Here is a 19512-nt window from a genome sequence, read left to right as displayed (position 1 = left end):
CACCACGCCCTGCGGGCACCGGGCACTCCTGGGCCGGTGACCGCGGGGCGTGGTGGCTCTGCGCATTCGGCGTTCCTGGTCGGGCGTGAGCCGCGAGCCGTTGTTCGTCGTGACTCCACCCGCGGCCGAAGTCGCGGGTGGAGTCACATGAGTTGTGTCCTGGTCGCGCTGCGGGACGCGATCCGTCGCCGCGGGATCCGCGTCGAGGGCGGGCTGCGGGCGCTCAAGGACGAGGCCGTACGCCGCCGGGCGTCCTCGGCCTCCTGGACGTGTTCGAGAACGCCGGCTTCGGCACCGGCTTCACCGACGAGTTCGCCTCGGTCGCCGCGTACGAGCGCGTCGACCGTGACGTCCTCCGGCGCCGTCCGCCGCTCGCGCCGCCCGCTGCTCGCATTGTTCGCGCCGGGGACGGACATGGGCGTCCGCGCGATCGTGGCGGCCGGCGGGACGGAGGCCGCGCCGCGGCACGTGCGCCGGCACTTCATCGCCGTCGACGGCCCGCGGGCCGACGTGACCGGGCTGGTGGACGCCACCTTCGCGGCCCGGGGGCACCGCGTGCGCATCGGGCTCGAGGAAGCGAGCATCGACCCGTACGGCGCCTTCCGCCTCGATGCGGGCCGGCGGCCGGCCCTCGGGCCGTCGGTCGCCGTGCCCCGTTCCCGTCCGGCCGGGGACCGGACAAACACCGTGGTCTCCCGCGATCGATCACGCGGGAGACCACGGTTGGCCCCTGTTCGAGGTCGGGCGCGTTTCACCTTCCGCTTCCGCTGTCCTCGGCGAGGGTGTGCGCGACGAGCGCGTAGGCGTGGCCGTGCGCGAAGCCGTGCTCGGTCTTGAGCCAGGAGACCAGCTCCATGTGCTTGGTCAGCGGCGAGGAGCGGATCAGGTCCTTCCACTCGGCGACCGGGCGGCCGTACTTCTCCTCGATCGCGGGGAAGTAGCTGGCGGGGTCCTTCATTGTTCTGGCCATGATGCTGAATCCCGTCCGTTCGTGTTCGGTGATCTTGGATGGTGGATGGAGTGGCTACCGCTGCGCCGGGGGCGCCACGGTCATCAGCCGGGCGGTGACCGCGGTGAGCCAGAGAAGTCCGAGCCCGGCTCCGGCGGTGAACGCCAGGACGGCGGCGGCCGAGGCGGCGAACCCCGCGAGGACTCCCACCGGCACGATGCGGCAGGCCACGGCCCACCCGCGTCGGTTCTGGGCGGCGAAGTGGCGGGCCAGTACGAAGAACGCGGCGCACAGCGCCAGGTAGCCCACCATGCCGCTGAGCATGTGGACGGCGCCGTGCGCGCTCACGGAGGCGACGTGGTCCTCGGGGGTGCCGGCGGGGAACCCGGCGGCCGGGTCGGCGGTGAAGGCGCCGGCGAGCAGGAACGAGACGCCGAACACGCCGATCAATCGCGGTGCCCAGGTGCCGCCGGGTGCGTCGCGCAGCACCTGGCGCATCCCGACCGCGCCGGCGATGACCAGAGCGCCGGTGAGCATGAAGGCGGTGATCTGGATCCATCCGAGGTCACCGAGGCTCAGCTGGCTGAGGGCGTTGCGGGTGAAGTCGAAGCCGTCCCGGGTGAGGCCCTGTAACAGGCCCGCGCCCAGGAACAGCGGGCCCGCCGCGGTGGCGACGGCCAGCAGGGTCCGCTTCGCCGGCCGGGCCGGGGCGGACACGGTGGTGGGGGGACTGATCGTCTGGGTCATGTGATGTCTTCCTCGACGGAGAGAGCCGATTCTGGAACTAGACGGTGTGGTACTGCGTGGAACTGGACGGTACAGTACCCAAGTGAGAACTGGACTGTCCAGTACTTGATTCGGGAGGCGGCATGGAAGCAAGCGAACTCGGCCGGTCGGCACTCAAACGTCAGGCGATCATGGAAGCCGCGACCAGCGCGTTCATGAGCAAGGGCTACTCCGGCACCAGCATGGACGACATCGCGAAGCTGGCCGCGGTGTCCAAACAGACCGTCTACAAGCACTTCTCCGACAAGGAGAAGCTGTTCGCCGAGATCGTCCTGGCCACCACCGACCGGATCGACGGCATGATCGACCTGGTGGCCCACATCCCGGCCGACGCCGACACCCTGGAGGAGAACCTGACCCATCTCGCCCGTCAGTTCCTGGCCGCGCTCACGCAGCCCCAGGTCCTCCAGCTGCGGCGCCTGGTCATCGCGAACGCGGACGCCTTCCCCGAACTGGGCGCCAGCTGGTACGAGCAGGGCTTCGAGCGGGTCCTGGCCACCCTGGCGGCCACCTTCCAGCGCCTCACCGACCACGGACTGCTCCGGTGCGACGAACCGCTCCTGGCCGCCAACCACTTCTCCGGCCTGCTGCTGTGGACCCCCGTGAACAAGGCCATGTTCCACGGCAGCCCCCAGCACACCGAGGCCGAGCTCGACCACTACGCCACCGCCGGCGTCCGTACCTTCCTCGCCGCCTACCGCCGGCCACCGCGGACGCGCCGCACCCGCAGCGCCCTTGAGGGAGCCGTATGACCTGGTCCGAGCGCACCGTCGTACGCGACGGCGCGCACCTCTCCCGCCGCGGCCGGGGCGGAGGGGGACACCCGTCGTCCCGCCGCACGGGCTCGCCGAGCCGCAGCGCGAGCTGACCGTGGCGAACACCGCCGACGGACTCGCTTCCGCACGCGGCCGCGCCGGCGGCCGCGGGCCGAAGCCCACCGCGGACCGGGCCGCGCCCGCCCGACGGCTCCACGACGAACGGGAGAAGACCGTCCGGCGGACCGCCGGCACGAAGCCCTGAAACCCACCGGCGGACGCCCTCCTCGTCCTTCGGGGCGTCGGCGGCCGGCCGAACTGCGCACGATGGAAGATGCGTACGCGGTCGCGCCTTGGAAGGCTGGGCCGGACGCCCACCCCCACAGAAACTCAGGGAGACTCAGTGGCGCAGTCCGCGACCACCGACACGTTTGCGGCCGCCCTCACCGAGGGCCCGTGCTTACAGGGCTTCGGCGAACCCACGCTCACGCGCGTCTTCGCCGCCCCACGGGAACTGGTGTTCAGGGCATTCATCGAGCCCGAGCAGTTCGTCAGATTCTGGGCCCCCGCCGGCTCGGCGGTTCCCCTGTCCAGCGTGACCATCGAGCCCTGGGCCGGAGGGCGGCTGGAGTACACCACGGTGACGGACACGGGAGTCGGACATCCCACGATGTGCACCTTCCTCGCCGTGGAGGAGCCGGAGACGCTCACCTACGCGGATCACGTCTCGGGAGTCGACGTGAGCATGGTCCTCAGCGATCTCGGTGACGGGAGGACCCGGGCCTCGCTGTTCCACCGGGTGAGCCGGACCGTCCCACGGCTGTAGGGCGGCTCTCACCGGCAGGTGACACCCCATCAAGAACCGCACACGAGGAGATGCGTCCGGGCGGCCGCCGCACCGAAGCTGGGGCGGCCGAACGAACAGGAGGTAGCCGCTATGACGGCACTCGGAACCGGGCGCACTCCCGGGACCCGCGACAAGAAGCGCATCGCCAACCTCGACGGGGTCCGCGGGCTCTGCGCGATGATCGTTGTCATCGTCCACGTCGCATTCAGCACCGGAGTGGTCCTCGGCTCCGAATCCGGACCGCCTCAGGAGGGGGTCTGGTCCGTCCTGGCGGTGGGTCTGGAGGTGGGCCTGGGGCCCTTCTTCATCCTCTCCGGCATGCTGCTCTACAAACCTTTCGCCCGCATGACCCTCATCGGCACCCCGCGGCCGACCCTGGGGAAGTTCTTCCTGCGGCGCGGACTGCGCCTCCTGCCGGGCTACTGGCTGCTGACGGCCTTCTGTCTGCTCCTGCTCAACTTCAGCAGCATCGACTCGGTCTGGTACGTGCTGCGTCCGATCGTGCTCCTGCAGAACTACGACTACATGTGGTACGCGGGCATGGATCCGACGTGGACCATCCCGACCGAGGCCCAGATGTACCTCGTTCTGCCGCTGCTCGCGCTGCTGATGCACCGGCTGGCCGGCCGGGTCAGCGATCCGGCGCGGAAGGTGCGCCGGATGATGATCCCGCTCGGCGTCATGGTGGTGGCCGGCTGGGCCTTCGCCGGGTACATGCACATGGAGCACCTGGGGCCCTGGCCGCCCGAGTACTGGTGGCCGTTCAGCCGTTTCGGCCTGTTCGCCATCGGCATGGGGCTGGCGATCCTGTCGGTGCGCGCCGAGAGCGAGCCGAACGCGGTGCCCGCGGTCTACCGTGCGGCCAGGAAGCGGCCCAACCTGTTCTGGGTCGGCGCTCTGGCCTCCTACCTCGTGGTCTGCGCGGCGCCTCTGGGTGAGCCGGGCACCTGGGACTACGGGACCCCGCAGTTCGCCATGGTCCAGCACGTCGCCTTCGTCGCCTTCGCGTTCTTCCTCATGGTCCCGCTGGTCGCGCCGAAGGCCAGTTCCCCGCTGATGGACACCGTGCTGAGCAACCGTCCGACACGGTTCCTCGGCCGCATCTCCTACGGCATCTACCTCTGGCACTTCGTGGTGATGTACCTGTGGTGGCAGGACGGCAGCGTCTTCGGCGCTCCCCCGCAGTTCGCCAACGCCCTGATCGACAAGGCCGGCTTCTGGGAGTTGCTGGCCGTGGTCGTGGCCGGCTCGATCGCCATCGCGACCGTGAGCTTCTACTTCTTCGAGCGTCCCCTGATGCGTCTGGGCGAGCGCTGGATCCGCCGCAGGGAGCAGGCCGTCGCGCCCGTGAGCCGTACGGCCGAGACACCGCTGCCCGAGAAGCAGTCGGCGTCGGTCTGACCCTGCCGGGTCAGCCCCTGGTCCGGAACACCGGTTCGTCTCGATCCGTGTTCCGGACCAGGGGCTTTTCGCCCGTCCGACGAGGCCGCCGCCACGCGTCCGGACCTCCCGCGGAGCGCGGCCCACGCCCGGCTCCCGCCCGACCGCCACCGGGAACCGGCCGCGCCCCGGAACGACCGGCCGGTCGCGGCAGGCCGCGGCACCGGCGGAGACGAGGACGGTAAAGCGGCGCGGCGGCACGGGCGACGCGATCCCGGCCTCCGCACGGGCGAGTGGCGCGCCCGCCCGGAAATGGGCACCGGCACCGAAGCCCGACAGCCGGATGCCCCGCCGGCCGGGGTCTCGTGGTCGCACCGTCGTCGTCCGCCACCGTATTTCCCTCGGCATTTCCCTCGGCCGCGGTGCACCCGGGGCGCACCGGCCCGTCCGGCGCCCGTCGCCGACGGCGTGGCGGCGGGCACACGCCCGTTTCACCGGGGTGGGTGGGACCACAAGACGTGGCCCCCGGTCCCTCCGCGGTGATTCCGCGGACGGACCGGGGGCCACCCGGGTACCGGTCACTGGCCGGCGGCGAGCACCTTGCGCAGCTGCTCGGCGAACGGGGCGCTGTGCGTCAGGAATCCCTGGTGGTCTCCGGGGAAGTCCACGGCCTCCGCTCCGATGCTGTCGGCGAGGGCGAGACCCGCCTGCTGGACGGGCTGCCCCTTGGACGCCTCGCCCGCCGCGCAGACGATACGGGTCGGGGCCGACTTCAGCGCCTCGGCGTCCGGAGTGAAGCGGCTGAACGGCAGCATGACATTGCCGACGAAGAACTCGGCGTTCGCCGCCATCCGGCCCATCATCTCCATCATCTCCGGGCTCGGCGTACCCATCTCCGGCGGGGCCGGCGGCGGGGCGTCCTCCCCCTCCACACCGGCGATGAACTTCTGCATCGCCGGGCCGACACCGGCGGCCTGGTAGGTGTCGTAGACGTCCTGGAAGTGCTCGCGCCAGCGGTCGCTGTCCGGCAGCAGCTCCATCACCGGCGGTTCGTGCACCACCAGGGACTTCACCTGCTCGGGGTGGCGGGCGACGAGGTCGAGACCGACCAGGGCGCCGCCACTGCTGCCGAAGACGTGGGCGGGCTCGTCCGTCACCGCCGCCAGCAGCCGGTGGGCGTCGTCGCTGTGCGCCTCGATCCGCTGCTCCTGCGGCGTCCCGTCAAGACCGCTGCGCGAGTTGCCCCGCGGGTCGTAGGACACGACGGTGTAGTTCTCGGAGAGCGTGCCGACCAGCCCCGCGTAGATCGCGGCGTCGGTCGGCCCGCCGCAGATGAGCAGCAGCACGGGGCCCTCTCCGGTGACCTCGTAATGCAGCTTCGCACCCGGGACTTCCAGGTTCTTCACGTTCGTCGAATGCATCAACTCGTCCTCTCGGTCTCGGCCGTCTCAGTTGTCTGGAGCCGTTCTGGAAGCGTCAGGCCGGGGGCTCTGCGCGCGATATCGCTGATGAAGCGGCGTTTCCCTGCGGTGGACACCCTTGACGGGTGCCCGCCCCTGGAGACACACTAAACCATCTGGTTAATCAAGCACTAGGTTGAATACGGATGTCAAGCGACGAACTCAGCACCACCTTCTCGGCCTTGGCCGATCCGACCCGGCGAGCCATCCTCGCGCGCCTGGCCGTCGGGGAGGCGACGGTGAACGAGCTGGCCGAGCCCTTCCCCATCAGCCTTCAGGCGGTCTCCAGGCACCTGAAGGTGCTCGAGCGAGCCGGTTTGATCTCCCGGGGCCGCGACGCCCAGTGGAGGCCCTGTCGGCTCGAGGTGTCACCGCTGGGCGACGCGGCGGAGTGGATCGAGCGTCAGACGCAGGTCTGGCAGTCGAGGTTCGACCGTCTTGACCAGCACCTGCAGGAAATCCAACGACAGCGAAGAGAGGCACAGCCATGAGCGTTCCGAGCACGGCCGGATCCGACCTCGGCGAGGTCACCCTCACCCGTGTGTTCGACGCGCCCCGGGAGCGGGTCTTCAGGGCGTTCGTCGAGCCCGGTCAGCTCTCCCGCTTCTGGAGCCCCGCCGGCACGTCCCTGCCCGTCGAGAAGATCACGATCGAGGCCCGTCCCGGCGGGGCCTTCGAGACGGTCATGGTGGCCGACGAGGACGGCGCCGAGTACCCGATGAGTGCCACCTACCTCGAGGTGGCCGAGCCGGAGAAGCTCAGTTTCACGGTGAACGGGGCGGGCCTGACCTCGACGCTGACCTTCGCCGACGTCGACGGCAGGACGGAGCTGACCGTCCACCAGACCGACGTTCCCGCGATGCTCCGCACCCCCGAGGCGGTGGCCGGCCTGCACAGCAGCTTCGACCAGCTGGTCGTACACCTGGCGCGGACCGCCTGAGGGCGAGACGCCCGCGGCACCCGGCCGGGTGGCGGTGCCTCACACCGCCTCCCGGTGGCCGGGGAGAGCCTCCGGCGAGTGCGGCCGTACCAGCGGGGCGGCGTCGCCGAGCACGGACCTCAGGTGGGCGGGGTCGAAGTTGACCGCGCTGCACCAGCGGCCGTCGGCGAACTTGAACCAGACGGAGCTGACGATCTCGCCGACCGGGTTCTCCCCCTCGACGACCTCGTCGCCGAGGGTCCAGCCCTCGGCGGTGTGGGCGGTGACGCCGTCGGGCAGCAGCAGGTCGACGACCGGGCTGTCCAGCGAGGGCCCGCTGCGGACGTTGGCGTCGCGCCAGACCGGGCCGGGGGTGCTGGGGGCCGGGCGGTAGGAGGTGGCGGTCATGGACGTTCCTTTCGGTGGGGCGGACGGGTGGGCGGGGCGGGTGGTGGCGGACCGTGGGACTCCGAGGAGCGGAGGCGGGCCGTCCTGAGGCCGTGGGGCCCCGGTGAGTGGGAGGGCGGGGCGGTGGCAGGCGGCGGCCGGAACCGTGCCGGTGCCGCCGGGCCCCGGTGAGTGGGTCGGGCTGGTGCCAGGCGACGGCCGACCGCCGCCGGCCCCCGGCAAGCGGAGGCCGGCCGGTGTCAGGCCGCCGCCGGGACGCTCCCCGTGCCGCCGGACGCCGCCGCGCGGACGCCGGCCAGCCACAGCACCTGGTGGACCATCTCGTCCAGGCGTGCCTCGTCCGGTGCCTGCCGGTGGTCCACCGCCGCCGGTGCGGGTGCCCGGGTGACGGCCACGCCCAGCGGGGCGGGCCAGCCGCGCAGCGCGTGGGCGATGGTGCGCAGGGTGGTGAGGGTGGTGGCGGCGCCCTGGGGGCCCGCGCCGACGGCGACCGTGCCGATGGCCCGCCCGTCGAGGAGGGGCTGCGGCCCGTCGATGTCGTTGACCGCGTCGAGGGCGTTCTTCAGCAGGCCGGAGATGCTGGCGTGGTAGGTCGGGGAGACGAGCACCACGCCGTCGGCGCGGCGCAGTTCGTCGAGGAACTTGGCGACGCCCTCGTGGCAGGCCGCCAGTCCGGGCCGGTAGGCGGGGAAGTCCAGCTCGGAGCCGGTGAAGACCCGGGCGGTGGCGCCCTTGGCCGTGACGCGCCGGGCGCACCACTGCGCCACCCGGTCCGAGGTGGAGCCGGCCCGCAGGGAGCCGCTGAGCAGGACGACGTGGGGGGTGTGCACGATGTCGTCACCCTTCCGTGGGACGGGAGCGGGTGCCGGGTCGGCGGCCACGGGTGCCGGCCGCCACGCGGCGATGTCGAGCGCGTCCTGGTCCTTGCGGCCGGCCGCCCGCATACGGGCGTTGCGCCGCTGTTCGCCGTCCCGGTCGGCGCCCTGGTCGAGGGCGCCCTGGCGGCGTGAGGACAGGACGACGGCGGCGGTGCGGTCCATGCGCTCGCGGGCGTAGGCGGCGAGCGCGGTGGGGATGCGGTCGTGGGCGCCGAGGCGGTCGGCGAGCACGGCGGCGTCCTCGAGCGCCATGTTGGCGCCCTGGCCGAGGGCCGGGACCATGGGGTGGGCGGCGTCGCCGAGCAGCGCGACCCGGTGGTCGGTCCAGCGTGCGGCGGGTTCGCGGTCGTGGATGTCGGTGACGACGACGTCGCCGGGGTCGGCGGCGCGCACCAGGTCGACCACGGGCGGGTACCAGCCCTCCAGCGCGGCGAGCAGGGCGCGCCGGGCCTCCTCGGGTCCCTTGGCCGGCCACTCCCCCTCCGCGGCGGTGATCTTGGCGGTCCAGTAGAGGGTGTCGTCGCCGACGGGGGCGACGAAGAGCTGGATGCCGCGGCCGTTGACGACGTGGCCGCGCTGTCCCAGCACGGAGCCGCGGGTGCGTCCGCGCACCGAGGTGTAGCCGCGGTAGACGGGGGGTCCGTCGCCGAGCATGCGGCGGCGCACCGCGGAGTGGATGCCGTCGGCGCCGATCAGGGCCTGGCAGGTGGCGGCGGTGCCGTCGGAGAAGCGGACGGTGACGTGGTCGTCGTGGCCGGTGTAGTCCTCGACGGTGGTGGCCATCCGCAGGGCGGCGCCCGCGGTGACGGCCTCGTCGAGCAGGACCCGGTGCAGCGCCGACCGCAGGACGGGCATCGGCGGGCCGCCCACCGGCCCGTCGGCGGCGCCGACGGGCTCCTCGGCGAGCACCGTCCCCCGGGCGTCCATCAGGACGCGCACCTCGTCGGGGGCGGTGGCGTGCCCGGTGGCCCGGACGCGGGCGCCGACGCCCGCGCCGAGCGCGTCGGCGGCGCGCAGGCCGTTGGGCTGGATCATGAGTCCCGAGCCGCCCTCCCGGAGGGTGGCGGCCCGCTCGATCACCGTGACGTCGAAGCCGCGCGCGGCGAGTCCCGCGGCGGCGGCGAGGCCTCCGATGCCGCCCCCGGCGATGAATACGGTCTGGCGTTGCGTCATGGCGTCGGGGCCTCCGTTCCGGCCGTGCCGGCCGAGGGGGTGGGGGCGGCGGGCGCCGCGCCCAGCAGACGGCCGTCGTGGGCGCCGTAGGAGCCCGTGGACGCGTCCCACACGGTGCGGCCCGCGCGCAGGGTCCGTTCGATCCGGCCGGTGAAGGTCCATCCCTCGTACGCCGACCAGCCGCACTTGCTCTCCACGTCGCCCGCGGACAGCATCCAGGGCACGTCGGGGGCGAGGAACACCAGGTCGGCGTCGGCGCCCGCCTCCAGCCGGCCCTTGCCGGGCAGCCGGAACAGCTCGGCCGGCCGGGCGGACAGGTGGCGGACCAGCCGTACGGCGGCCACATCGGGGTGTTCCTCGGGCCAGCGTCTGCGCATGCCCGTCCAGACGGCGACCGCCAGTTCCTGGACGCCGGGCAGTCCGGGCGGCGACTGGGCGACGCCGCGGGTCTTCTCCTCGACGGTGTGCGGGGCGTGGTCGCTGCCCAGGGTCGCCACCTGGCCCTCGCGCAGCGCCCGCCACAGCCGGTCCTGGTCGCCCGCGGCGCGGATGGACGGGGAGAGGCGGGTGCGGGCGCCCAGGCGGCGGGTGTCCTTGTCGGTGAACGACAGGTGGTGTCCGGTGACCTCGAAGGTGACGGGGAGTCCCGCCGCCCGCGCCGCGCACACCAGGTCGGCCTCCTCGGCGCTGGACAGGTGCAGGATGTGGGCGCGGGTGCCGTGGCGGCGCACCAGCTCCAGGACCTTGGCGACGGCGACGATGCCGCCGGTGCGCGGGCGGCGCGCCTCGTACTCCAGGTAGCTGCCGGGCTCGCCCCACCAGGAGTCCAGCAGGGCGAACAGTCCGTCGTCCTCGGCGTGCAGGACCAGTTGGACGCCGCCCTGGGCGGCCGCGGCGAACGCCTTCTCCAACTGGTCCGGGTCGCGCACCACGGTGGGTGCCGTGTGGTGCCCGGCCATGAAGATCTTCACGCTGGTGGCGACCCGCGCGTCCAGGTCGGCCAGCAGTTCGGGGCGGTCGGGGTCGAGTCCCAGGTGGAACCGGTAGTCGACCAGGGAGTGCCCGTCCACGAGGGCCGCCTTGGCGGACGCCGTCTCGGGGGTGAGCGTGGGCGGCACCGTGTTCGGCATGTCCATCACGGTCGTGACCCCGCCGCGTACGGCGGCCCTGCTGCCGTGTTCCCAGTCCTCCTTGTGGGTCAGGCCGGGGGTGCGGAAGTGGACGTGGGAGTCGATGAGTCCGGGCAGCACGTAGTGCTCGCCCGCGTCGAGGCGGGCGGCGGCGGGCCCGGGGTCGGTGTCCGTGACGGCGGTGACGCGTCCGCCGGTGACGCAGACGTGGCCGGGGCGCACGCCCTGCGGGGTGACCAGCCGGCGTCCGCTGACGACGAGTTCGGGGGTGGGGGTCAGCCGGTCCACGACACCGCCACCAGTTCCCGGCACAGGTCGTTGGTCGGGCCCATGAGGGAGACGCCGCGCGCGTCCGCGAGCAGCCGGCCGATCCGCGCGCCGTCCCGGTAGCCGGCCGAGCCGAGCATGCGGGCGACGTCGAGGCAGATCTCCTCGGCGGCCTCGGTGGCGTGCAGCTTGCTGTGCAGGGTGGTCAGTCCCGGGTCGGCGGAGGTGCGCGCCCCCGCCCGTTCCACCACCGCGCGGGCCGCCTCAAGCCGGGTGGCCAGGCCCACCAGCCGGTGCCGTACGGCGGGCAGGTCCATGAGCCCGCGGTCGTGGGCGTGCGCGACGGCCAGGTCGAGGGCGGCCTGCGCGGTGCCGACGGAGACCGCGCCGAGGCTGGCCCCGCTCTCGCGGACCGAGGCGATGACGGCGGCGGCCTGCCCCTCCGGGCCGAGCCGGTCGGTGTCGGCGACGACGGCCCCGTCGAGGGAGACCAGCCCGGTGGCGGAGCCCCGCATCCCGGCCAGGTCCAGGCCGAGTTCGGGGACCAGTCCGGGGTTGTCGGCGCCGACGAGGAAGAAGGTCTGTCCCGGCGCTCCGTAGCCGGACGCCGGTGCGGCGTCGGGCCGGGCGGTGCGGACCAGGACCAGGTAGAGGTCGGCGACGCCGGCGCCGGTGGTGAAGGCCTTGGAGCCGTTCAGCACCCAGGTGCCGTCCGTGCGGCGTTCGGCGGTGGTGGACAGGTTCTGCTTGGCGGCGCCCGCGCCGCTCTCGCTCCACGCGGAGGCGGCCAGCCAGGTCCCGTCGGCCAGTCGCGGCAGCCAGCGGGCCTGCTGCCGCGCGGTGCCCCAGTCGGCGATGCGGGCGCTGACGGCGAAGTGCTGGAACGCGATGATCGCCATGGACGGGCTGACGGCGGCGATCTGTTCGACCAGCGCGTTCACCGCGGCGGCGTCCTGGCCCGCACCGCCGTGTCCGGTGGGGACGGCGGTGGCGAGCAGGCCGCTGGTGCGCAGCGCCGTCAGCGCCTCGCGGTCCACCTCGCCGGCCTCTTCGGCCCGTTCGGCGCCCTCGCGCAGCAGTGCGCGCAACGCGGGCGTGAGCCGTGGGCTCATCCGGCTCCCGACAACGCCAGGCATTGGGCGACCTCCTCGAATTGAAGGTGACTCAGGGGTGCCAGGGCGAACGAGCCCTGGAAGGTGACGTGCTTGCCGGCGACGGAGGACCACAGCAGGGCTCCGTCGCCGTCGGCGGCGCCGGGCGGGGGGACGGCCGCGGTGCCGGGCAGGGAGACGACCGCGGTGACGGCCGTCCGGCCGCCCGGGGTGGTGATGGCCAGGGGCCCGTCGCCGGCGTCCGCCTCACGGGTGATCCGCCAGGGCACGGTGCCGGGGATCCGCGCGGCCGTGCCCAGGCACACGGCCCCGGTGAGGGCGAGGGAGGGGTGCCAGCCGGGCACGGTCAGGGCGCGTGCCGCGATGCCGCCGTCGGCGCCGGGCAGCACGGCTGCGATCTTGGGGAAGGCGCCGCCGGGCGGCCAGCCGAGCAGCTCGGCCGCGGCGGCGCGCAGCGACTCCAGGCTCCGGAGCAGGTCACCGCCGGCGGCGAACAGGGCGGTCTCGTCGGGCACCTGGAGCGAGCGCGCGTCGACGAAGGCGTAGGTGTTGGCGCTCGCCACCATCGACACCTCCACGCGCCGCCCGTCGGCCTCCAGCAGCGTCCGGGTCCGCCCGGTGGGCAGCAGTTCGGCGAAGGGCACCGGGCGCGGCTGGACGAAGGTGACGGTGAAGCCGACCTCGTCGCGTTCGGCCCGGTCGACCTCGCACACCACGCTGTCGCCGTTGTTGCGCACCCGTATCCGCACCCGGGTGCCGGGCACGAGCCGCGGCAGCATGCCGGAGCGGGCGGCGGCGACCACCGACGCGAGCGCCGAGTGGCCGCAGGAGCCGCGCAGGTCGAACCGGTCGGGCGCGCCGGGCAGGGCCTGCACGAACCGGTAGTCGAGGTCGAACATCGGGTGCGCGGACGGTTCCACCAGGGCGATCTTCAGTACGTGGGCGCCGCCCGCGGAGGTCAGGTAGCGGCGGGCCTCGGTCAGGTGACCCAGCAGCGCCGTCTCCTCGTGCGGCAGCCGGGCGGCGTCCAGCACGAACGTCGGGCAGGGGGCGCCGGCGGCGTGGGCGAGGTGGCCGATCATGCCGCCACCGCCATGGCGGGTGGTGCGAGGTCGCCCGCGGCGCCCTGGAACCGCTCCCGCCACACCTCGTGCACGAGCAGCGCCCACAGCGTCGACGACGTGGTGTCGTCCGGGCGGTGGGCCTGTACGTCGAACAGGGCGTCGACGGCGTTGCCGTCGAGCCGTCCGTCGGCGGCCAGCCGGGCGGGCGCGAGCAGGTCCCGCGCGTGCTCCCACAGGGCCGTGCCGGGGGTGAGCATCGCGGTCACCGGCAGGGTGAAGGGCTGCTTGGGCCGGTCGAGCACACTGTCGGGCAGCAGCCCCCGGGCGGCCGCGTACAGGGTGCGCTTGACCTGGTCGCCGTCGATGCGCAGCGCGTCGGGCAGCGCCCGGCCCAGGGCCACCACGGACCGCTGGCAGAACGGCAGCCGCACCTCGATGGAGCCGGCCATGCTCAGGTGGTCGACGCGGCGCAGGTGGTAGGCGGGCAGGCGGTGGCCGAGTTCGAAGCGGGTGATGCGCTCCAGGACGCTGCCGGGCCCGTGCAGCAGGTCCTGGCGGGCCGCCTCGGGCAGCGGGGGGACGTCCCGCAGGTGGTCGCGGTAGGCGTCGGTGTAGAGCCCGGCGCGCGTCGCGGCCGGGGCGGCGGAGAGCGCGTCGAGGTAGGCGGTGCCCCAGTCGCCGCCGGCCGCGGCCGTCCCGGCGGCGGCGCGCATCCGCGCGTAGCCGCCGAACACCTCGTCGGCCGCGTCCCCGGTCAGCGCGACGGTGAACCCGGCCTGCCGTACGGCCCGGAACAGGGCGTACGTGCTCAGGGTGATCGGGTCGGCGTTGGGCTGGCCGAGGTGGCGGACGGTCTCCTCCAGCAGGGCGGGGAAGCCGGCCGGGTCGATCTCGACCTGGTGGTGCTCCGTGCCGGCGTGCTCGGCGACGGCGCGGGCGAAGTGCCGCTCGTCGAACGGCCAGTCGCCCCGGTAGGCGATGTTGAAGGAGTGCACGGGGCCGTGCTCGGCGGCCAGGGCGGTGACCAGGCTGGAGTCCAGGCCCCCGGAGGTGATCAGGGCGACGGGCACGTCGGCGACGAGCAGCCGGCCGACCTCCTCCCGCAGCCGTTCGCGCACCCGCTCGGCGGCCCGGCCGGGCTCGGGCAGTTCGGCGGCGGCCGGCACGCGCCGCCTGCGGCGGGGCGTGCCGCCCAGGTCGCACACGAGCGTGGTGCCCGGCGCCAGCACCTCGATGTCCTCGAACATGGTCCGCTCGCCGAAGGGCGTACGGGTGGCCAGGTAGGCGTCCAGCGCGGTGTCCCGCATCCGGGCGCCGACCGGGCCGAAACCCAGCAGGGCGGGGATCTCGGAGGCGAAGTACAGGGAACGGGCGGCCTCGTCCCACCGGAGGTAGAGCGGCTTCATGCCGATCTCGTCGGTGGCCAGCAGCAGCCGGGGCACCTCGCCGCGCCGGTCGACCAGCGCGACGGCGTACATGCCGTCGAGGTGGTCGGTGAAGTCCTCGCCGTACTCCAGGTACAGGGCGGGGACGACGTTGCCGTCGCAGCGGTCGGCGAAGACGTGGCCGCGGGCGCGCAGCCGGCGGCGCAGCTCGTCGTGGTTGTAGATCTCCCCGTTGAACACGGCCTGGACGGGGCCCCCGAGCCCGTACGGCTGCTGTCCGCCGTGCGGGTCGACGACGGCGAGCCGGTCGTAGCCCAGGCCCCAGCCGGGGGCCCGGGTCATGCCGGTCGCGTCCGGGCCGCCGTGCCGCTGGAGGGCGGCGACGGTGCACATCTCGTGCGGTGTGGCCACCGCGTTGAAGTAGCCGTGGATCCGGCACATGTCTGCCTGTCTTTCCGTGCGGGGACGACGGGTCAGCGGGGCGTCGTCGACAGATAGCGCTCCCCGCTGTCGGGGAAGACGGTGACGACCGTGGCGCCCGCCCAGCGGGGGTGCGCGGCCACGGTCCGGGAGGCCCACGCGGCGGCCCCGGAGGACACCCCGACGGGCAGGCCGGTGGCGCGCACCACGTCGCGCACGGTGGCGGCCGCCGCCTCGTCGGGCACGGCGAGGACCTCGTCGACGAGGGTGAGGTCGGTGATCTCGGAGACGTAGCCGGCGCCGATGCCGGGGATGCCGTGCGGGCCCGGCTCGCCGCCCGACAGCACCGCGGAGCGGGCCGGTTCCACGGCGACGACGTGCACGTCGGTGCGTTCCTTGAGGTAGCGGGCGGTTCCGGTGAGGGTGCCGCCGGTGCCCACCCCGCACACCAGGACGTCGACGCGGCCGCCGGTGGCCTCCCAGATCTCCGGTCCCGTGGTGTCGTAGTGGGCGCGGGCGTTGGCCGGGTTGGTGTCCTGGTGCGGCACCCACGAGCCGGGCAGGGAGCGCTGGAGCTCCTCGGCGTGCGCCCAGGCGGCCATGAGACCGTCCCCGTGCGGGACCAGGACCACCTCGGCGCCCAGTTCGCGCAGGATCAGGCGGCGCTCCTCGGTGGCGTTGTCGGGCATGACGATGACGCAGCGGTGGCCGCGCCGGGCGCACAGGGCGGCCAGCGAGATGCCGGTGCTGCCCGAGGAGCACTCGATGACGGTGCCGCCGGTGGCGGGCAGCCGCCCGGACTCCTCGGCGGCGCGCATCATGGCGAGCGCGGCCCGGTCCTTGACGCTGGAGAGCGGGTTGAGCATCTCCAGTTTGGCGAGCAGGGTCACGCCGTCGGTGAGGCCCGGCAGGTCGACCCGCAGCAGCGGGGTGCCGCCGACCAGGTCCTCCAGCGACCGGGCGATGGAGGCGGGCCGGGCGGGCCGCAGGTCCGTGTCTGTCGTCACTGTTCCCCCAAGTCGGTGGGTGCGGCGGCCGGAGTCGGTGGGTGCGGCGGCCGGTTCAGGCTGCGAGGTGCCCTCCGGCGGCCGTCAGGTGACGGGCCGCGGCCTGCTGCAGGTGGGTGATGTCGCTGGAGACGGTGGCGAAGGTGAACCCCTCGGCGAGCCGTTTGGCGGCGCTCTCGCCGTCCAGGACGTGGATGCCGCAGGCGATGCCGGCCCGGCCGGCGGCGTCGGTGACGCGGACCAGCGCGGCCTCGAGCGCGTCGGCGGCCGCGGGGTCGCCGAACCAGCGGGCGCCCAGGGCCGCGGAGAGGTCCGCGGGGCCGACGTAGACGGCGTCGAGTCCCTCGGTGGCGCAGATGGCGTCCAGGTTCTCCAGCGCGGCCGCGGTCTCGATCATGACGATGCAGGCGACCTGGTCGTCGATCTCGGCGGGCACGTCGCCCAGGCGCAGCCCCGCGCGCACCGGCCCGGCCAGACTGCGGGTCCCCGCCGGGTGGTGACGGCAGGCGCGTACGACGGTGCGCGCCTGCTCGGGCGTCTCGACCATGGGCACGACCACGCCGCGGGCACCGGTGTCGAGGGCGACCCCGATGGCCACCGGGTCCGGCGAGGGGACCCGGATGATCCCGGCGGAGCGGCCGCGGGCGTCGACGGCGAGCATCGCGGCCTGCCAGCCCGGCTGGTGCATGACGCCGTGCTGGCCGTCGACGCCGAGGTAGTCGTAGCCCAGGCCGGCGATGCGCTCGGTGGCGGCCGGGTCGTTCAGGGCGATCCAGTAGCCGACGAGCCGTTCGCGGTCGCGCAGGCGCTGGGCGAAGGAGGCCGGCTCCTGGGCGCGGGGGCCGCTCATTCGCCCTCCTCGATGGCGTAGCTCCGCTTCCCGTCCAGGCCCACCGGCACGTCGCCGTTGATGGAGACCCGGTGCAGCACGCGCCGCTGGCGGTCGTAGTCGTTGACGGCGTAGTGCTGGGTGGCGCGGTTGTCGAAGACGAGGACGTCACCGGGGCGCCAGGTCCAGCGCGCGGTGTTCTCCGGGCGCCGTACGTAGGACTGGAGCACGTCGAGGATCGGGCGCGACTCGCGCGGCGTCAGGCCGACCAGCCACTGGGCGAAGCCGCCGAGGAAGAGGACCGGCTCGCCGGACTCGGGGTGGACCCGGACCACGGGGTGGGCGGTCTCGAACCGGCGGGCCAGGAAGGCCTTGCGGACCTCCTCGCCGCGCTCGGTGCCCAGGCGCGGCTGTTCGGCGTGGTTGGTGTGCACGGCCCACAGCCGGTCGGCGATCTCCCGCAGCTCGGCGGGCAGGTCCTTGTATCCCGCGGCCGCGTTGGCCACGAGGGTGTCGCCCCCGTACGGCGGGAGGACCACGCTGCGCAGCGTGGTGCCCAGGGAGGGGGTGGTGGTGAAGCTGATGTCGGTGTGCCAGTGGTCGGCGCGCTGGTCCTCGCCGTCGACCGGGATCACCTGCGCGGCGGCGTCGACCGTCCGCATCATGGGGTGCTTCTGCGTCAGCGGCCCGAACCGGCCGGCGAAGGCGAGCTGCTGCGCGTCGGTGATCTCCTGGTCGCGGAAGAAGAGCACCTTGTGCTCCAGGAACGCCTCGTGGATCTGGCCGAAGACCGAATCCGGCAGTTCCGTGGAGAGGTCGACGCCCGTCACCTCCGCGCCGATACGGCCGCCGATTCTGCGTATGTCAAAAGGGGACACCGGTTATCCTTCCGAACTCGTTCAGAAGTCCGCGTCTCCCGGGATGGGTCTCACGGTCCGTCGCCGCCCGGAGAGAAGGGGCGCGCGGACCGGCCACGGGAGCGGTTGCCGGCAGCACAGAGCAGGGGCGGCCGGACTGGACGGCACCGAGCAAAACACGGAGCGCTCGCTTCCGGCCATGGCTTCCCGTACGAGTGCGACGACTTGGCCAACTCGCCCGCCGGACCGCCCGGAGGGGCCGGCGGGCCCGACCTGTTCAAGTCGTCGGCAGCCCGGCCCTCCTCCTTGCCGCCCCGACGGCCGGCGTGGTGGGCTCGGGAACACCCCGCATCATCCGATCACCTGATCGCCTTGCGCCTCGCGCCTTTGCCGAACTCCCTTCAGCAGGCGGATCACCCGCGCGAAAGGGCCCCCATGAAAATCGGCGAGCTGCACCCCAACATCCGGCTGCGCATCGGCGTCGGATTCGTCCAGCGCCTGCTGGCCGTCATGCTGATGCCGCTGCTGGTGATCCGCCTCTCGGAGCTGTACGGGGCCGCCGCGGCCGGTGCGCTGACCCTGGCGGTCGCCGGTGCGGGCATCGCCGCGAACTTCCTCGGCGGCCACCTCGCCGACGTGTACGGGCGGCGCCCGGTGCTGGTGGCCGGCGAACTCGGCGCGACCCTGACCTTCGCCCTGCTGGCGCTGGCCAACTCGCCCTGGTGGTCCTCCGGCTGGGCGACGTTCGCGCTGTTCCTGCTGAACACCTGCTGCGCGCAGATGGCCACGCCCGCCGCCGAGGCGATGATGGTCGACGTCTCCACGCCCGAGAGCCGGCCGCTCGTCTACACGATCAACTACTGGTCGATCAACCTCGCCTTCACCGTCGGCGCGCTCATCGGCGGTTTCTTCTACGAGGGCCACTTCGCCCGGCTGCTGACGGGCGCGGCCGTGCTGAGCGCGCTGACCACGGCCGTGATCGGACGCTGGCTCAGCGAGACCGCGCCGCGCACCGGCAAGGACGTCGCCCGCGGTGTCGGTGCCATGCTGCGCGGCTACCTGGCCGTCGCCCGCGACACGGTGTTCCTGCGGGTGCTGGTCGCGGCGGCGCTGATCTCGTCCGTCGAGATGCAGATCGGCTACTACATCGCCGTCCGGCTCGCCGACGAGTTCCCCACCCAGGTCCTCACCGGGATCGGCTCCTGGGCGCCCGCCATGGACGGCACGGCGATGCTCGGCATCCTGCGGGCGGTCAACGCCGCCCTGGTGGTGGTGCTGGTGCTGTTCGCCAAGAGCCTGCTGACCCGGCTGAGCGACCGGGCGCGGCTGTACGCCGGCATCACCGTCTTCGCCGTCGGCTACATGGTCTGGGCGGTCAGCAACACCGGCTGGGTGCTCATCGCCGCGGCCGTGCTGCTCACCGTGGGCGAGATCGCCGCGGTGCCGGTACGCCAGGCGCTGCTGGCCGACCTCGTCGACCCCGAGGCCCGCACCAAGTACATGGCCGCCTACGCCCTCAACGCCCGGGTCGGCCTGCTCGTGGCCTCCCTGTGCGTCGTCCTGGGCGCCTTCGTCCCGTCCCTGGCCATGAGCCTCCTCTACGGCACGGCCGGCCTGGCCGCGATCCTGCTGTACCGCTCCCTGCTACGGGTACGCGAGGAACGCCGCTCCACCGAACGGGACCAGACACCTGTACAGACCGCCTGAGGACGCCCTCCGCGGGCAACCACGCCACATCCCCGCGCCCTCCGCGCGGGCATCCCGCCGCCGCCCCACCGCTTCCGCGGGCAATCGTGCCTCCCCCAGTGCCTCAAGGGCCTGGGAGGTACCCCCAGGGCGATGGGGGTCCCCCCGCTCGAGCGAAGCCGAGAGTGGGGGAGGGTGGG

Annotated in this window: 19 protein-coding genes; 6 read left to right on the top strand and 13 right to left on the bottom strand. The window is 73.5% G+C overall.

What is annotated here, in order from left to right; genetic code table 11:
- Positions 1-143 precede the first annotated feature (143 nt).
- The 3 genes from ACZ62B_RS29725 to ACZ62B_RS29715 form a co-directional block, all read right to left on the bottom strand.
- On the bottom strand, positions 144-416 hold the full coding sequence (locus tag ACZ62B_RS29725) for a hypothetical protein (RefSeq protein ID WP_469692757.1): 273 nt from the start codon (positions 414-416) through the stop codon (positions 144-146).
- A gap of 335 nt (positions 417-751) precedes the next feature.
- Complete coding sequence (locus ACZ62B_RS29720) at positions 752-970, bottom strand: DUF4287 domain-containing protein (RefSeq protein ID WP_344561151.1); 219 nt, start codon at positions 968-970, stop codon at positions 752-754.
- Positions 971-1024: 54 nt separating this feature from the next.
- The gene (locus ACZ62B_RS29715; protein ID WP_469692755.1) at positions 1025-1696 is read right to left on the bottom strand and encodes a DUF998 domain-containing protein; all 672 of its coding nucleotides are present in this window, start codon (positions 1694-1696) and stop codon (positions 1025-1027) included.
- Between the two features lie 122 nt (positions 1697-1818).
- On the opposite strand from ACZ62B_RS29715, the gene ACZ62B_RS29710 reads away from it, so the two are divergent.
- From ACZ62B_RS29710 to ACZ62B_RS29700, 3 genes are all read left to right on the top strand, one after another.
- Complete coding sequence (locus tag ACZ62B_RS29710; protein ID WP_344561154.1) at positions 1819-2487, top strand: TetR/AcrR family transcriptional regulator; 669 nt, start codon at positions 1819-1821, stop codon at positions 2485-2487.
- A 406-nt stretch (positions 2488-2893) separates the two neighbouring features.
- Entirely contained in the window at positions 2894-3316 is a 423-nt protein-coding gene (locus tag ACZ62B_RS29705; RefSeq protein ID WP_344561155.1) for an SRPBCC family protein, read from the top strand.
- 111 nt (positions 3317-3427) lie between these two features.
- A complete protein-coding gene (locus ACZ62B_RS29700) occupies positions 3428-4738 on the top strand; it encodes an acyltransferase family protein (protein ID WP_468726851.1) in 1311 nt (436 codons plus the stop codon).
- 557 nt (positions 4739-5295) lie between these two features.
- On the opposite strand, the gene ACZ62B_RS29695 is transcribed toward ACZ62B_RS29700, so the two are convergent.
- Positions 5296-6138 carry an alpha/beta fold hydrolase gene (locus tag ACZ62B_RS29695; RefSeq protein WP_344561158.1) on the bottom strand — a complete coding sequence of 281 codons (843 nt, stop codon included), beginning with the start codon at positions 6136-6138 and terminating at the stop codon, positions 5296-5298.
- Between the two features lie 185 nt (positions 6139-6323).
- On the opposite strand from ACZ62B_RS29695, the gene ACZ62B_RS29690 reads away from it, so the two are divergent.
- Positions 6324-6668 (top strand): ArsR/SmtB family transcription factor, encoded by a 345-nt coding sequence (locus ACZ62B_RS29690; protein ID WP_344561160.1) that lies wholly within the window; start codon positions 6324-6326, stop codon positions 6666-6668.
- The gene (locus ACZ62B_RS29685; protein WP_344561161.1) at positions 6665-7117 is read left to right on the top strand and encodes an SRPBCC family protein; all 453 of its coding nucleotides are present in this window, start codon (positions 6665-6667) and stop codon (positions 7115-7117) included. Before ACZ62B_RS29690 ends, ACZ62B_RS29685 begins: the two co-directional genes overlap by 4 nt.
- Before the next feature lie 39 nt (positions 7118-7156).
- Here ACZ62B_RS29685 and ACZ62B_RS29680 read toward each other — a convergent pair whose 3' ends face one another.
- The 9 genes from ACZ62B_RS29680 to ACZ62B_RS29640 all read right to left on the bottom strand — a co-directional run bounded on the left by ACZ62B_RS29680 (position 7157) and on the right by ACZ62B_RS29640 (position 17647).
- Positions 7157-7504 carry a hypothetical protein gene (locus ACZ62B_RS29680; protein WP_344561163.1) on the bottom strand — a complete coding sequence of 116 codons (348 nt, stop codon included), beginning with the start codon at positions 7502-7504 and terminating at the stop codon, positions 7157-7159.
- Positions 7505-7743: 239 nt separating this feature from the next.
- A complete protein-coding gene (locus tag ACZ62B_RS29675) occupies positions 7744-9555 on the bottom strand; it encodes an NAD(P)H-dependent oxidoreductase (RefSeq protein ID WP_469692752.1) in 1812 nt (603 codons plus the stop codon).
- Complete coding sequence (locus tag ACZ62B_RS29670) at positions 9552-10997, bottom strand: dihydroorotase (RefSeq protein WP_344561167.1); 1446 nt, start codon at positions 10995-10997, stop codon at positions 9552-9554. The genes ACZ62B_RS29675 and ACZ62B_RS29670 overlap by 4 nt, the downstream gene beginning before the upstream one ends.
- Entirely contained in the window at positions 10961-12064 is a 1104-nt protein-coding gene (locus ACZ62B_RS29665; protein WP_468884177.1) for an acyl-CoA dehydrogenase family protein, read from the bottom strand. The genes ACZ62B_RS29670 and ACZ62B_RS29665 overlap by 37 nt, the downstream gene beginning before the upstream one ends.
- Positions 12061-13146, bottom strand: a complete 1086-nt coding sequence (locus tag ACZ62B_RS29660) for a PrpF domain-containing protein (protein ID WP_468884179.1) — start codon at positions 13144-13146, stop codon at positions 12061-12063. The genes ACZ62B_RS29665 and ACZ62B_RS29660 overlap by 4 nt, the downstream gene beginning before the upstream one ends.
- Complete coding sequence (gene asnB, locus ACZ62B_RS29655) at positions 13143-14954, bottom strand: asparagine synthase (glutamine-hydrolyzing) (RefSeq protein WP_344561173.1); 1812 nt, start codon at positions 14952-14954, stop codon at positions 13143-13145. Before asnB ends, ACZ62B_RS29660 begins: the two co-directional genes overlap by 4 nt.
- A 32-nt stretch (positions 14955-14986) precedes the next feature.
- The gene (locus ACZ62B_RS29650) at positions 14987-15940 is read right to left on the bottom strand and encodes a PLP-dependent cysteine synthase family protein (RefSeq protein WP_344561175.1); all 954 of its coding nucleotides are present in this window, start codon (positions 15938-15940) and stop codon (positions 14987-14989) included.
- 55 nt (positions 15941-15995) lie between these two features.
- Positions 15996-16790: an HpcH/HpaI aldolase family protein gene (locus tag ACZ62B_RS29645; RefSeq protein ID WP_344561177.1), complete on the bottom strand. Its 795-nt coding sequence runs from the start codon at positions 16788-16790 to the stop codon at positions 15996-15998.
- Positions 16787-17647 (bottom strand): TauD/TfdA dioxygenase family protein, encoded by an 861-nt coding sequence (locus tag ACZ62B_RS29640; protein WP_469692750.1) that lies wholly within the window; start codon positions 17645-17647, stop codon positions 16787-16789. Before ACZ62B_RS29640 ends, ACZ62B_RS29645 begins: the two co-directional genes overlap by 4 nt.
- A 414-nt stretch (positions 17648-18061) precedes the next feature.
- Between ACZ62B_RS29640 and ACZ62B_RS29635 the strand changes: the two genes are divergently transcribed.
- Complete coding sequence (locus ACZ62B_RS29635) at positions 18062-19333, top strand: MFS transporter (protein ID WP_469692748.1); 1272 nt, start codon at positions 18062-18064, stop codon at positions 19331-19333.
- The last annotated feature ends 179 nt before the right edge of the window (positions 19334-19512 follow it).

The organism is Streptomyces sp. NPDC053426 (genome assembly GCF_055585405.1).
This window is presented reverse-complemented; position numbering and strand designations above follow the sequence as displayed.